The sequence below is a fragment of the Streptomyces beigongshangae genome (assembly GCF_019710745.1).
In the GTDB taxonomy this organism is placed as follows: domain Bacteria; phylum Actinomycetota; class Actinomycetes; order Streptomycetales; family Streptomycetaceae; genus Streptomyces; species Streptomyces beigongshangae.
Genome location: NZ_JAHKJW010000004.1, coordinates 55,002 through 68,719, shown reverse-complemented (window position 1 = coordinate 68,719; position 13,718 = coordinate 55,002). Strand labels below are relative to the sequence as shown.

Here is a 13,718-nt window from a genome sequence, read left to right as displayed (position 1 = left end):
ACCAGCTGCCATAATCTGCCCCCGAACGAGGCAGCCTTCAGCGCCGTTGCGACGAGGAGAACCCCATGGCTCGGAGACGGCAGCCGACCGCACGCCAGACGCGCCTCGGCACCGAGTTGCAAAGGCTGCGTGAGGCTTCCGGACTCAAGGGACGCGAGGCTGCTGCGGCTCTGGGAACGGACTCGGCACGGTTGAGTCAGATCGAGTCCGGGGTCGTCGGCATGAGTGAGAACACCGTCCGTCGACTCGCCGCCAATTACGCCTGCACCGACGAGCAGTTGATCGATGCACTGGTAGCGATGGCAACCGAGCGGACCCAAGGCTGGTGGGAGAAGTACCAGGGCATCCTTCCGGTTTCGTTCCTGGACATCGCCGAGTTGGAACATCACGCCTCACACCGGTTCGATGCCGAGTTCCTGCATGTCCCCGGCCTCTTCCAGACGGAGGACTACGCTCGCGGTCTTTTCTCGTACCGCGTCCCCGTACTCCCGGACGCCGACCTGGAATCACGCGTGAGCCATCGCATGGATCGCAAAGTGATCATTAACGGTCCGGCACCCATCCCCTACGAAGCAGTGATCCACGAAGCGGCTCTACGTATCCGAGTCGGCAACCGAAGTGCCACAAGGGCTCAGCTCACCCGCATCCTGGAACTCTCTGAAGCTGATCACATCACTGTGCGCGTCATCCCCTTCGAGCTGGACGAATTCGGCGGAGCCTGGAGCGCAATGACGTACGCGGGTGGCGCCGTACCCAAACTGGACACCGCACTTCGCGATACGGCTCACGGCACGGCCTTCATCGACTCCGAGGCGCAACTCGGAGCGTTTCGAACCCTTTTCCGTAAGGTTGAAGCCGTGTCACTCGAACCCGAACGATCGCGTGACTTCATCCACAAACTGGCCAAGGAACTGTGAGGCGCCCCGTGACCGCCCCCGACAACTGGCAGAGGTCCTCCTTCTCCGGAGGCGCCGACGGCAACAACTGCGTCGAACTCGCCTCCACCTCCTATTCCATCCACCTCCGCGAGAGCGACACCCCCTCCACAGAACTCGTCACCACCCCCACCCCCCTCACCCACCTCCTCCACGGCATACGCTCCGGCGCCCTCAAGGGCACGTGAAAGAGGTCCGGAACGCCAAGCCAAGTCCCGAGCAGTCCGCTCGCCTTCGGTGAGCGGGGTCCGAGGAGAACTCCGGCCGCCGTCCCGCCGACGGAGCCGGTGGGACGACGACGGACCCCAGAAGCCCGACTCCTCCGTCCCGTGCGCCGAGACACCGGATCCTGAAAACGTGCGTTCCGGCGGACCTGACACTCTCCCCAAAGAACCACGCGAGGGAAAGAAACCCCAGCAAGCCCCACCCCTCCCGCCCACGGCAGGCGTTCACTCGTGCGAGTGAGCATTCCCGGATCGGCCGGTTCCGAGACAGGTTGCTCGCTCTACGCTCGGCGCGGCACAACAGCAGACACGCTGAAATCTGACGACTCATGGCTACCTGCGATGCCCTCAGAGAGGTCCGGTCCGACGCGCGCAAGCGGGGGAGACGAGCGAGCCACAGGGACGACGGCGTATCCGCTGGAGAAAGCAGGAACCTACGGGCGGGGGTCGGGTGAACGCTGTGCGAAAGCGTAGTGATGCGGATCGTGCGTGGGTACAGTCACAGCACGGGAGCATCGCATGGTCGGACAGAGGAGGTGGACCGATGGCCTCCGATTCGGAGGATGACGGGTTCAAGGCAACTCTCTACGCGTCGGGCCCCTCGACGGAGGGCGGTCGCATCCCTCTTGCCGAACTGGCGCGCATCGCGAGTGAGATGCAGGCCACCCTGGAACGACTGGCTCTTGCTCTCAATGGAAGTCAGATAAAGGCGGGGCGTCGACCTCGGGAGATCGTCGACGCCGTCAGACTGGATTTCGTCGGATTTGAGCGCGGATCCGCCGTTCTCCAAGTTGCCAGAACGGGTCAACGGTCATGGGACGACGATGGCTTGCTGAAACAGTCGTTCACGACTTTGGCCAGGGGAGTGAAAGCCCTTGAGCAGGGCGAGCCGCTCCCTGAGGCATTCACACCGCAAGTGATCAACGGGCTGCGTTCCCTCACCGGCGGAATCGGCGCAAAGGGAATCACACGGATCCGCGTCGCCTCCACCGGTGCGCCAGAATTCGAGTTCAACAGCGGACTACGGAAGGCATTACGCGCGGTTTCCCTCTCACTGGTCGAGAGCGAAGCAACCGTGGTGGGGCGTTTGCAGATGGGTGATTTTTCGCCCGCCTCACTGCTGTGCCGCATCGACACCTATGCCGGAAGCATCCAATGTGGTTTTGGTTCCGAGATTCGAGACAGGGTTCTTGACTGCATGGACCAGCTGGTCATGGCGCACGGCATCGCTGAAATGCAACCGGACGGATCCACGATTCGGGTTCTACGAATTCTGGACATCGGTCCGATCGACTCCCCGTCGTCCCGCTCCTTGGATGATCTGGCCAGGGAGCAGCACGTCGCGCCCCTCGCCTCGGTGGATGAACTGTCCGGAGGAGACATCGACGGAATAAACGACTTTCTGGCCGCGATTTCGTCGGTTCGCGGTGATGACCGATGAGTTATGTCGTAGTCGACACCGATGTCTTCTCGCGTCTTTTTTCCGGAGTCGATACAGACGACTACAAATCCCATTTAACCGGCACTGTTCCCACGCTCTCCTTCACCTCGGTCGCAGAAATCTACTACGGTGCGGCGAAGGCGGGATGGGGGGATCGCAGGTTAACGGCTCTCGAAGAAGCCGTACGACGTTATCTGGTCGCCCCGTACGATGCGGACATGGCACGCTTGTGGGGCAAGCTGAAAAGCCAGGCGCAGAGCCTGGGGCACCCTCTGGGGCAGCCTCACCAGACTAATGACCTCTGGATCGCGGCGACGGCAATTTATTACAACTGCCCCCTCCTCACTGGCAACGTCCGGCACTTTTCCGGCTTTCCAGGTCTTTCGCTGATTTCGTAGACTCATACGCCTCAGGTGTTTGCAGCGCACGGCACATATCGATCTTCAGACCCGGGCAGAACGCCCGGGTCCTTTTTGTCGGCCCGAGGTCCTGCGGCAGTGGCTCCGGCGGGCCGTCGTCGTGCCGGTGGCCGAGGACATCTTCGCCGCCGGGTAGCCCGCGGTCCGCGGCCCGTTACGGGACCCCGCTCCTGGCATGTGCACGATGCATCCGTATGGTTTCGTCATGGCAGTCCCCCAGGTGATCCCGATCGCGTACGAGCCGCGCCACCGCACCGATGCCGTCGGGCAGTACGCGCAGGGGCAGTTCCTGGGGTCGGTCACCTACGCCTTCCCCGAGGACTACCGCCCCGACGACGGCTGGGAAGAGCGCAAGCGCCTCTTCACCGTGCTCCACACCTTCGACGCGCAGGGCCGTCACCGTGACTCGGAGATCTGGTGCGCCGGTACCTGGGCCGAGCAGCAGCGCGCCCCGCACGGGCCGCACTCGGTCCTCGCCCAGGCCCAGGCCCACCTCGCGAAACTCCTCCGCAGCCTGCCGCGCCGCCGCTACACGGACATCGCGGTCCAGCCCTTCCGGCTGGTCCGCGACGACGTGCTGTTCGGCCTGCTGACCGGCGAGGACGACGGTGAGCCGTGGGCCGAGCTCTACCCGGACCGCCTCGGTTTCCGCCCGCCCTGGGACGGCACCTACGACATCTGAGCCCGGTCCGGCCGGTTCAGGGAATCGCAACCGCACCGCCGGTCCCCCTCTTCCGGCAGGAACGGACCCGGGTCCAGGCCGAGGACGGTGCGGGCCCTGCGGATGTGGCGCAGGCCCTGGGTGGCCGTCCGGGTGACCTGCGCGTACTGGACCGGAGTGCGAGCGGTGGCCAGTTCACCGCGGGCCGTGCACAGGCATGTGGTGGCGTCCGTCAGGGACCGCGCCGCGCTTCTGTCGGCCCCCGCCCGGACCCGTGCGCCGGGGCCGGGGCCGGACATCGCGTGCGACCGGCGGCGTCGGGCGACCACCACCGCGGCGGCCACCAGCGCGGCGATCGGCAGCAGTACGAGCAGCACGGTGTGTCCCATGTTCCCCTCCGGTCGTCTCCGGTCGTCCCGTTCGGCACCGTCGGCGCCCCACGGGGTGAGCCGCCTGATCCCCTCCCTTCTTCCCGGCATCGCGCGCGGCGAACGGGCCCGGAACCGCCCCCGGCGGCTCGCCCCCGACGACTAGGGAACGTGCAGCGCGTCCAGGAATCCGGCCGCCGACCCCGCCGGTCCGGTACGCGCCAGCGCGCTCCGCAGCAGGGCCCAGGCATCCTCGCGGTCCGCCCAGCCGGCGCCGAAGCGGGCGTCGAGCCCGCTGCGGACCGTGTCCCGCCAGGCGTAACCCGCGAGGTAGGAACGCCAGTGCAGCATGCGGGTCTGCCGCAGCAGGAGGAGTTCCGGCGCCCACCGCAGCCCGGTGCCGTCGGCCACGGCCGACGCGGCGTCCAGCGCCTCGGCGGGCGTACGGCAGCCCGCGAGGTCGGCGTCCAGGGCCAGGTCCGCCGCCATCAGTCCGCGGCTGAAGTACTCCTCCTCGGCGAGGAAACGGGCCAGGAGCACCGCGGTCTCCTCCTCGATCCCCAGCCGTGCCAGAAACACGGTCGACCCGGCCAGGTGTTCCAGCAGCAGGGCCCAGCCCTCCGACCGCAGCGGGTCGAACGCCCACCGCTCGGCAAGCGGGGCATCCCGTGGACGCAGCGCGTGCTCGGCGAGGTGGGCCAGCTCGTGCTGCACGTACTGGACCGTCACCGGAGTGACGGCGGTCGGCAGGGAGAGCAGTGAGGAACCGGGCAGCCGTACGGGCATGACCATCGACGGGGTGTTCGGGCGCCGCAGCACCCGCACCCGGTGGGCGAGCGGCAGCAGTCCGCGCCGCCGTGCCTCTCCGACGAGCAGGGTGATCAACTCGTTCAGCTCGGGCAGTCCCGGCGGCCGGATGCCGCCGTCGTGCGGCCCCAGCGCCCCCTTGCCCAGCAGCAGCCAGCGCCAGTTGTACTCCGCGATGGCGGTAGTGGCGGCCGTGCTGGTCGGTCCGGCTCGGTGGGCCCAGGTCTCGGCGGTCTCCGAGAGGTCCGGCACCGGGGGCGCCATCCCGGCGAGCCGCCGTACGGACTCGCGGGGCAGCGGGAACGCCGACCCGCCGCACCACCAGGGCAGTTCACCGGAGGCGCGGCGCCGGTCGGCCAGCCACCGCCAGACTTCCCCGGTCAGCTCGCGCGCCTCCGCGCACCAGACCTCGTACGAGGCCCGCCTGCCCTCCTCGTCGGCCTCCAGGTCGAGTACGGCCGTGGGGGCGGGCACGGGTGCCGTCCCGCCCAGGAGCTCGGCGACGAACCGGGAAAGACCCAGGCCGTCCAGTTCGTCGGCGGCCTGGACGGCTCGCAGGGCCGCCGGTACCGGATTCCGGTTCCGGCCGGGCAGCCCGGCCCGCTCCAGCTGGAGATCGGCGAGCAGGTCCTCGACGTACGCGTCGTCGGCAGCGGCGGGAACGGGAGAAGCGGCGGCGGTCATGGCGCGCCCACCTCTTGAGGGCCCGTCGGCGGCGGCGCCGGTGTCTGCGTCTCCCGGGTCGGTCCGGCGGGGGATGCGGTGTCCCGGCGCGCGGCCAGGGACGCCACCCACAGGCCCGCGAGGCCGAAGCCGGCCGCCGCGAGCGGCCAGGCCGGGACGACGCTGCCGAGTCCGTCGACGGCCAGGCCGGTCAGGACCAGCCCGCCGCCGGTGAACAGGCTGTTGAACAGCGAGGCCACGGACAGCACGGTGGCGCGGTGCCCGCTCTCGATCCGCTCGTTCACGGCCGCCCGCACACCGGGCATGCACAGACCGAACGCCGTGGAGAAGCACACGTAACAGACGACGGAGACGGCCGGTTCCCGCACGACGGCGGCACCGGCGAGGGCGAGGGCGCCGGCCGCGGAAGCGGTGACGATGACGGTCCGGCGCGCGGCGGCCCGGCGTTTCTGGAATCTCAGGGTCCAGCCGAGCAGCGGGATCTCCAGCAGGGAGCCGACGCTGCGCATGGCACCGAGCACCAGCAGGTTTCCGCCGACGAGTCCCTCGTACACCACCGTCCACTGCACGCCGGGGACGCCCCGGAACAGCCACAGCAGTGCGGTGGCGACGATCAGGGCGATCAGCACCTTGTCGCCCCGCAGGGTGAGCCGGGTCCCGGTCATGACCTCGCCGCACGATGCCCGCAGTCGCGGGGCGAACGCCTCACGAGGACGGTCTGTCCGGTCCGGGCCTTTCGACCCGTCCGGGCGTGATTCGCCGGTCATGAGCCGCAGGGACAGGACGGCCGCCAGCGCGCAGCAGACGCCCGCGACGATCTGGGGCAGCGTCAGGTCGAGCGTGCCCAGCGCGGCACCGGCCAGCGTGCCCAGGACGAGGCCGGTGTTCTCGGCGATCCTGCCCTGGGCGAAGAGCCGGTCCAGGCCGCGCGGATCCCCGGCCCTCGTCTCGTCCACGGCCCACGCCTCCAGGGCGCCGGAGGCGAAGGTGCCGCCCAGCGCGGCGAGGAGGACCCCGGCGGCGGCGACGTACACGTCGCCGCTGAAGAACAGGGCGCCGTAGCCGATCGCCCGCAGGACGAAGCTGATCGCGACCGAGACGCGACGGCCGAGCAGGTCGGCCAGGACGCCGGTGGGGATCTCGGAGACCCCCTCCACGATCCACACCGCGGCGATCAGGGCGAACACCGCGCCCGAGCCCATGCCCAGCGACTGCAACAGCAGGACCGACGTCACGGTGAGGAGCATGTCGGCGAAGCAGTCGAGACCGGAGACCAGCAGATAGCCCCGGCGGACGTGCCGGACACGCTCGGCATGCTGGACCTGCTGGACCTGCTGGACCTGCTGGACCTGCTGAACGGAAGCCTGGTCGGGAGGCCGTGGGGTCCCGGAGGTCACCGAGCGGCCCCGTCCACCGGTCCGGCGGTGTCCACCGGTCCGGCGGCGTCCACCAGTCCGGCACCGACCGCCCTCGCGTAGGCGGGCGCCCCGGTGGCGCCCTCGGGCACCGGTACGCCGGTGTCCCACAGCCAGCGCAACGCGGCGACGGTGTCACCCGTGAGCCGCACCCGGCGGATACGCTCCCCGGCCGGGACCGACACGACGGCGAGCGGTTCGGGACGGCGTTTGACCATCAGCAACGCCTCGGTCCACGGATCGACGGCGCCCCGCTCGCGCAGCAGCCCGCCGTACGCGGGTACGTCGAACGTGGCCTCCGCGGTCCAGGCGCCGGACACCAGGCGGGGGCGGCCGGCGGGGCACGGGCGCGGGCCGGCCGTGGCGCCGCCGAAGAGGTGGGCGTCCTCGAAGGCGAAGGCCTCGCCGACCCAGTCCTCCTGCCGGGCGAGCCAGTCGGAGGCGCGCAGGAACCCGGCGAAGGCGGCCGACGCGGTGGCCGCGGGCGGGAACACGGACCCGGGCTGGGCGGGCCTGCGCTGCCAGAACCCGCTGTCCAGGAAGGTGTGCAGGCCCTCCGCGCCGGTCCGCCCGTAGTACGCGAAGAAGGTGACCGGGAAACTGACGTTCAGCACGTTGGCGACGGTCTTGCGGCGCCGGGCCTGCTCCATGGCGAAGCCCGGCCCCGACGTGCCCGCGGCGACGACCGCGCGCTCGGCCGGGGGCAGCGCGTCGAGCAGTTCGGCGCGCCGCCCGGCGGTCGCGTTGAGGACGCGCCAAGTCGTGTCGGTCACCCTGACGTAGTCGAGAGGGGCGGCCGGGGCGGCCGACGGATCGGAGGCGTCGGAGGCGTCGAGAACCGTTTCATGGGTCACGAGGCGCTCCACCAGTGGTCGGCGCGGGCGGCGAAGCGCCGTACGCTGCTCGTCAGTTCGTCCGCGCTCATGCCCTCCGCCTCGGCCATCACCGACCGCAGCCGGGGAGCGCGGGGGAGCAGCGCGTCGGCGAGTTCCCACACCTCCTCGCCGACCGGCCAGTCGTGCTTGTCGTCGACCACGCGCACCCCGCCCTCGAAGCGGCGCAGGAACGTGCCGCTCATGTGCGCCTCGACGACCCGGTCCCAGGCGATGTCGTCGTCGCTCGGCAGCACCGGCGGCAGACCGCACTGCGTCCTCAGTCCGTAGAGGTGCCCGACGTCGATGGTCATGAGGCAGTCGGCCCGCTCCGCGATCCGTGTCATCAGGGTGAGGATGTCCCGGTCGCCGACCACGAACGGATAGGGGGCGTTCTCGACGGTCAGCGGACGGCCGATGACGTCCTGGGCGTGCTTGATCCGGTCCACCGCCCGGTCGACGGCCTCGTCGACGAGTGCCATGGGCACCAGGGACTCCAGCAGCGTCTCCCCCTCGCGGACCCACATCGCCAGGTCGATGTTGAGCCAGGGTGAGCCCAGTTCGTCGGCGCGTTTCCCGATCGAGCGCAGCAGCCGGTCGTCGAGCGGGTCGGTACCGCACACGTCCAGGTCGAGCGGGTGGAACAGCGCGTGCAGTCCGTGCCGGCGGCAGAACTCCGCCCAGTACTCCGCCAGTTCCTGGTCGGTGGCCAGGATTCCGACGCCGTACCAGGTCGCGGTGGAGCCGAGCCGGATGGCCGTCTCCTCGGCGGTGTCCATGCCCTTGATCGAGTCGCAGCTGAAGCAGATCCCGTGGACACCGGGCGGGCCCAGTTCGGGGATCGGGTACCTCGTGCTGCCTGTGATGCTCGTGCTGACTGTCGCGGTCATGCGGCTAGTCCCTCCCGTGCGGGCCGACGGCGTCCGGAGCCCGCGCGCAGCCCGCCTCCCGCGCCATGGCCTCGGTGCGTGCGATCAGGTCGTGCAGGGGGACACCGTCGTGTCCCGGGCAGGGCAGCAGAGCTTCCAGTCCGCCCCGGTCCAGCAGCGGGAACCCGGCTTCGGCGTCCGTCAGCAGCCGCTCCGCCAAGAGGTTGGGCGCGTGGCGCAGCGACACCACGTCGAGCTGCAGCCGGGCGTGCGACATGCGGGAGAAGCCCTCGCCGTACCCCGGGGAGCCGGCTCTCCGGGAGCCGACCTCCGGGGGGCCGTCCCTCCGGGAGCCGTCCTCCGCGAAATCGTCCCCGAGGGAGGCGAGCGCGAGTTCCCCCTGGGCCAGGGCACGGTCGATCCGGCCCTGCCACTGCTTCCGGAAGGCCCGCAGCGTGTCGCTGAACCGCTGCACCTCGGTCAGTTCGAAGAGCGCGAAGGGGTTGGGCAGGTCGTCCGGGTCGAAGACGACACCGAACCGCCGGGCGTAGAAGTCGCGGATCGGCGTGCCCTCGTAGAGCACGAGGGCGGTGTAGAGGTGGTCGTGCGGTACGTAGTCGTAGAAGCCGGCCTCGCGCAGGAACTCCATGTTGGCGCGGATGTCGGCCAGGGTGGTGGCCGGGTCCAGCATGATGAAGTCGAGGGAGATCTCGATGCCGAGACGCCGCAGCAGGCGTACGGCCGCCATGTTGACCTCGGGCTTCACATGCTTGGCGAGCCGTTCCAGGACCGGTTCCGAGGCGGACTCGATGCCGAGTTCGATGAACCGCAGCCCGCACTCCTTGAGGCGGGGCAGGACCTCGGCTGCCTTGAGGATCTGGTTGACCCGGGTGCCGAAACTGAAGGTGACCCGCGGATCGGCCTCGTACAGCGCCTCGGCGACCTCCAGGGCACGGGCCGGCGACACGAAGAAGTTGGCGTCGCTGAAGTAGACGTGCTCGTAGGTGACGCCGTGCCGCTCACGGAAGTGGAACAGTTCCGCGACGACCCGCTCCGCCTCGCGCGACCGGTACGTGCGTCCGATGGTCAGCACACCGCAGAAGGAGCAGTTGTACGGGCAGCTGCGGCTGCTGCAGATCGTCAGCGCCGCCTTCAGCCTGCCCTGGACCTCGTCGTAGTACGTGAGGTCGGGGTAGCCGGAGTGCGAGGTGAACTCGGCGTCGGGGAACGGGATCTGATCGAGGTCGGGCACGAGATCCCGGTCCTTGTTGACCAGCAGGCCAACGGCGCCGGTGCCGGTTCCAGTGCCGCCACTGCTGTCATCGCCGCCGCCACGGCTGCCGTCATCCCCGCTGCCGTCATCCCCGCTGCCGTCATCCCCGCTGCCGTCGGGAGCACGCCAGGTGGTGCCCCTGATTCCGGTCAGCCGGGCCCGGTCGCCGAGGCCGCGGACGAGTTCGAGCATCGCCTCCTCGCCCTCGCGCCGGACCACGACGTCGACGCAGGGATGGCGGCGCAGGATGTGCTCGTGCACGGCGGTCGCGTGCGGGCCGCCGAGGACGATCAGGCAGTCCGGGCGACGGCTCTTGATCCACCCGGCCATCGCGACCGCCGCGCGGAGCGACTCGTTGTAGACGGAGAACCCGACGACGTCGAAGCGGTCCAGACCGTAGGTCCCGGCGAGCTCGACGGCGTCGTCCTCGGAGTCCCCGAAGTCGAAGCCCGAGCTGGGGAATCCGTGTTTCTCCAGGTAGGCCATGATGTAGGCCAGCCCGATCGGCTTGGACTTGCGGCGGTCGGAGAAGCCGACCGAGGGGTTGACGAAGGCGATGGCCGGCTGTGTCGGCGGACCCATCTCACCCTCCCTCCGGCGCGGGCGCGGTGTGCAGGACGCCGCGCCGGGTGAGGCCGAGCAGGAAGTCCCGGTCCGGCGCGGGCAGGTCTTCGAGGTCCACGGGGCGGCGCAGGGCCTCACGCCAGATCCGGGACGCGTGGCGGTTGAGCTTCAGACAGGAGCGTGCCGGTCCGGCGAGCGGCACGTAGACATGGCCTGCCTGGTCCAAGTAGGGCAGTTCCGAGGTGATGCGCTGCATCGAAAAACGGCTCTCGCTCTCCGGGGTCCGGCACGGCGGATCTCGGGGCTCCGGTGTCTCGCGCGCCGGAGCCCCGAGGGAGCCGTCAGGAGTAGATCTTGCCGAGCATCTTGGTGTAGCTGGCGCCGCCGAGGCTGACGATGTCCGCCTCGGGGGTCTCGACCTCGTCGAACCCTGCGATCTCGAGTTCGTCCTGGGTGCGCTCGGTCAGCGACTTGCGGACCGGCTTGTGCTGGTTCTCCGTGCTGAGGGCCATCGTTGTCTTCCTCTCGTCCGGCCCCGGGCAGCCTGGGGCCCCTCCGAAGCCGCCCCGGGAACGGGGAGACCGCGTGCTGGAGGAGCGTGCGACGAGGGGCGCTTCGCGGTCAACGAGATGGATGGCCGGTAAGTGACCCCGGGGGCCGGAGCGTCGGGGAGCGCGCGAGGGGGTGCGTGAGGGGGTGCGTTCCTTCGCCGGGCAGGTCCCGCGCGGTGACTCCGGATCGGAGTGGACCGCTCCACGTACAGGTGACTTACAGTTACAGGGAATGCGCCATGTCCGGATCTCTACGTCCTGAGACAAACCATTTTCACCCGTATGAGAAAAGTCGAATACGCACTCCCCGTAATCGCCGATTCGTGCCACCGTGTGAACCATGGCAGACGAGACGGGCGACGCGGACGAGCCGGGCGGTCCCGGCAGTGGCACGCCCGGAGAGGCGGCGGCCGCCCAGGAACGCTCCTTCTGGGAGAACCGCCGGAGGTACCACGAGCTGGACGACGACGAGGCCGGGCGACGTGAGCGGCGGCGCCTCAGCAGGAAGTCCCGGCGCCTGAACCTGGACGTACGCGTGCACCGCTACGCCCGGAGCCGCGGCGACGGACCGGTACCGGGCGACCTGCGCCTCCCGCCGCTCCCCCCGTCCCCGGACCGCGAGACCTTCCCCGACGAGGACGACCACGGGGCCCTCCCCTGAACAGCCGGGCGACCGAACAGCCATGGGGCGGTGCCACCTCCGGAGAGGTGGCACCGCCCCACAGCGACGTGCTGTCGGTTCCCGGCCCGGGCCCGGACGGGCCCTACTTCGCCTGGTTCACCGGCTTGCGCACCGAGATGTGCAGCTCACGCAGCCGCGTCTCGTCCAGTTCCGTCGGCGCGCCCATCATGAGGTCCTGCGCGTTGCCGTTCAGCGGGAACGCGATGGTCTCCCGGATGTTCGGCTCGTCGGCGAGGAGCATGACGATACGGTCCACACCGGGGGCGATGCCGCCGTGCGGAGGTGCGCCGAAGCGGAACGCGCGCAGCATGCCCGCGAACTGCTCCTCGACCGTCTCCCGGTCGTAGCCCGCGATCTCGAAGGCCTTGAGCATGATCTCCGGCTCGTGGTTCCGGATGGCGCCGGAGGACAGCTCGACGCCGTTGCAGACGATGTCGTACTGCCAGCCCAGGATGTCCAGGGGGTCCTGGGTCTCCAGGGCCTCCAGACCGCCCTGCGGCATCGAGAACGGGTTGTGCGAGAAGTCGATCTTCCCGGTCTCCTCGTCCTTCTCGTACATCGGGAAGTCGACGATCCAGCAGAAGCGGAAGACGCCCTCTTCGAAGTGCCCGGCGCGCTTGGCGGCCTCGACGCGCACCGCACCCATGATCTTGGAGACCTCGTCGAACTCGCCCGCGCCGAAGAACACCGCATGGCCGGCCGCCAGCGACAGGCGCTTCGTCAGCTCGGCGACGTTCTCCTCGGTGAGGAACTTGGCGATCGGGCCGGTCAGCGAACCGTCCTCGGCCACCCGCACCCAGGCCAGGCCCTTCGCGCCCTGCGAGACCGCGTAGTCGCCGAGCTGGTCGAAGAACTTCCGGGGCTGCGCGGACACGTCCGGCACCGGCAGCGCCCGTACGTGCTTGCCGGCGAATGCCTTGAACTCCGAGCCCTCGAAGACGTCGGTGATGTCGACGAGCTCCAGCTGGGCCCGCAGGTCCGGCTTGTCGGAGCCGTACTTGAGCATCGACTCGCGGAACGGGATCCGCGGGAACGGCGAGGTGACGTGGCGGCCGTTGCCGAACTCCTCGAACAGCTCGGTCATGAGCTTCTCGATCGGCTGGAAGACGTCCTCCTGCTCGACGAAGGACATCTCCACGTCGAGCTGGTAGAACTCGCCCGGCGAACGGTCCGCGCGCGCGTCCTCGTCACGGAAGCAGGGCGCGATCTGGAAGTACCGGTCGAAGCCCGAGATCATCAGCAGCTGCTTGAACTGCTGCGGGGCCTGGGGCAGGGCGTAGAAGCGACCCGGGTTCAGCCGGGACGGGACGACGAAGTCGCGCGCGCCCTCGGGGGAGGTCGCGCTGAGGATCGGGGTCGCCATCTCGTTGAAGCCCAGCGCCGTCATCTTGTGGCGGATGGCCGAGATGACCGACGTACGCAGCAGGATGTTGCGGTGCATGCGCTCACGGCGCAGGTCGAGGAAGCGGTACTCCAGGCGCCGCTCCTCGTTCACACCGTCCTCGGTGTTGATCGTGAAGGGCAGCGGGGCGGCGGCGCCGAGCAGCTCGACCTCGCCCACCTCGACCTCGACCTCACCGGTCGGCAGCTCCGCGTTCACGTTCTCCGCGCCGCGCGAGACGACCTTGCCGTCGACCCGGACCGTGGACTCCTTGGAGACCTTGTCGAGGGCCTCGTACGCAGGGGTGCCGGGGCGGGCGACGAGCTGCGTGATGCCGTAGTGGTCGCGCAGGTCGATGAAGAGGATGCCGCCCAGGTCTCGGCGATTGTGCAGCCAGCCGCTCAGCCGGACGTCGCTGCCGACGTCAGAGGCGCGGAGCTCGCCGCAGGTGTGGGACCTGTACCGATGCATCGTCGTTCATCCAGTCTTCGCGATCGGGGACGTGTTTCACGTGAAACACAGGCAAGGGTACCGGCCGCCCCGTGATCGCCGCCCGCAATAGCCTCCGGGGT

Annotated in this window: 15 protein-coding genes; 6 read left to right on the top strand and 9 right to left on the bottom strand. The window is 69.5% G+C overall.

Going from position 1 to position 13,718, the window contains the following annotated elements:
- Positions 1-65 precede the first annotated feature (65 nt).
- The 5 genes from KM933_RS04310 to KM933_RS04290 all read left to right on the top strand — a co-directional run bounded on the left by KM933_RS04310 (position 66) and on the right by KM933_RS04290 (position 3,701).
- Entirely contained in the window at positions 66-917 is an 852-nt protein-coding gene (locus KM933_RS04310; RefSeq protein ID WP_221348436.1) for a helix-turn-helix domain-containing protein, read from the top strand.
- 8 nt (positions 918-925) lie between these two features.
- Positions 926-1,123: a DUF397 domain-containing protein gene (locus tag KM933_RS04305; protein ID WP_221348435.1), complete on the top strand. Its 198-nt coding sequence runs from the start codon at positions 926-928 to the stop codon at positions 1,121-1,123.
- A 580-nt stretch (positions 1,124-1,703) separates the two neighbouring features.
- On the top strand, positions 1,704-2,600 hold the full coding sequence (locus KM933_RS04300) for a hypothetical protein (RefSeq protein WP_221348434.1): 897 nt from the start codon (positions 1,704-1,706) through the stop codon (positions 2,598-2,600).
- Complete coding sequence (locus tag KM933_RS04295; RefSeq protein WP_221348433.1) at positions 2,597-2,998, top strand: type II toxin-antitoxin system VapC family toxin; 402 nt, start codon at positions 2,597-2,599, stop codon at positions 2,996-2,998. Before KM933_RS04300 ends, KM933_RS04295 begins: the two co-directional genes overlap by 4 nt.
- A 226-nt stretch (positions 2,999-3,224) precedes the next feature.
- On the top strand, positions 3,225-3,701 hold the full coding sequence (locus KM933_RS04290) for a hypothetical protein (RefSeq protein WP_221348432.1): 477 nt from the start codon (positions 3,225-3,227) through the stop codon (positions 3,699-3,701).
- On the opposite strand, the gene KM933_RS04285 is transcribed toward KM933_RS04290, so the two are convergent.
- The 8 genes from KM933_RS04285 to KM933_RS04250 form a co-directional block, all read right to left on the bottom strand.
- Positions 3,689-4,069, bottom strand: a complete 381-nt coding sequence (locus tag KM933_RS04285) for a hypothetical protein (protein ID WP_221348431.1) — start codon at positions 4,067-4,069, stop codon at positions 3,689-3,691. The two genes, KM933_RS04290 and KM933_RS04285, sit on opposite strands and share 13 nt — an antisense overlap.
- Before the next feature lie 141 nt (positions 4,070-4,210).
- Positions 4,211-5,539, bottom strand: coding sequence for a hypothetical protein (locus tag KM933_RS04280; protein ID WP_221348430.1), 1,329 nt, complete (start codon positions 5,537-5,539; stop codon positions 4,211-4,213).
- Positions 5,536-6,936 carry an MFS transporter gene (locus tag KM933_RS04275; RefSeq protein ID WP_221348429.1) on the bottom strand — a complete coding sequence of 467 codons (1,401 nt, stop codon included), beginning with the start codon at positions 6,934-6,936 and terminating at the stop codon, positions 5,536-5,538. The genes KM933_RS04280 and KM933_RS04275 overlap by 4 nt, the downstream gene beginning before the upstream one ends.
- Positions 6,933-7,808: a hypothetical protein gene (locus tag KM933_RS04270; protein ID WP_221348428.1), complete on the bottom strand. Its 876-nt coding sequence runs from the start codon at positions 7,806-7,808 to the stop codon at positions 6,933-6,935. Before KM933_RS04270 ends, KM933_RS04275 begins: the two co-directional genes overlap by 4 nt.
- On the bottom strand, positions 7,805-8,716 hold the full coding sequence (locus KM933_RS04265) for a multinuclear nonheme iron-dependent oxidase (RefSeq protein WP_221348427.1): 912 nt from the start codon (positions 8,714-8,716) through the stop codon (positions 7,805-7,807). Before KM933_RS04265 ends, KM933_RS04270 begins: the two co-directional genes overlap by 4 nt.
- Before the next feature lie 4 nt (positions 8,717-8,720).
- Positions 8,721-10,550, bottom strand: coding sequence for a B12-binding domain-containing radical SAM protein (locus KM933_RS04260; protein ID WP_221348426.1), 1,830 nt, complete (start codon positions 10,548-10,550; stop codon positions 8,721-8,723).
- Between the two features lies 1 nt (position 10,551).
- Positions 10,552-10,788, bottom strand: a complete 237-nt coding sequence (locus KM933_RS04255; protein ID WP_221348425.1) for a hypothetical protein — start codon at positions 10,786-10,788, stop codon at positions 10,552-10,554.
- An 85-nt stretch (positions 10,789-10,873) separates the two neighbouring features.
- Positions 10,874-11,044 (bottom strand): hypothetical protein, encoded by a 171-nt coding sequence (locus KM933_RS04250; protein WP_221348424.1) that lies wholly within the window; start codon positions 11,042-11,044, stop codon positions 10,874-10,876.
- A gap of 379 nt (positions 11,045-11,423) precedes the next feature.
- Between KM933_RS04250 and KM933_RS04245 the strand changes: the two genes are divergently transcribed.
- A complete protein-coding gene (locus tag KM933_RS04245; RefSeq protein ID WP_221348423.1) occupies positions 11,424-11,744 on the top strand; it encodes a hypothetical protein in 321 nt (106 codons plus the stop codon).
- A gap of 103 nt (positions 11,745-11,847) precedes the next feature.
- Here the strand turns inward: KM933_RS04245 and aspS are convergent, their stop codons facing one another.
- Complete coding sequence (aspS, locus tag KM933_RS04240) at positions 11,848-13,617, bottom strand: aspartate--tRNA ligase (RefSeq protein WP_221348422.1); 1,770 nt, start codon at positions 13,615-13,617, stop codon at positions 11,848-11,850.
- Between the last annotated feature and the right edge of the window lie 101 nt (positions 13,618-13,718).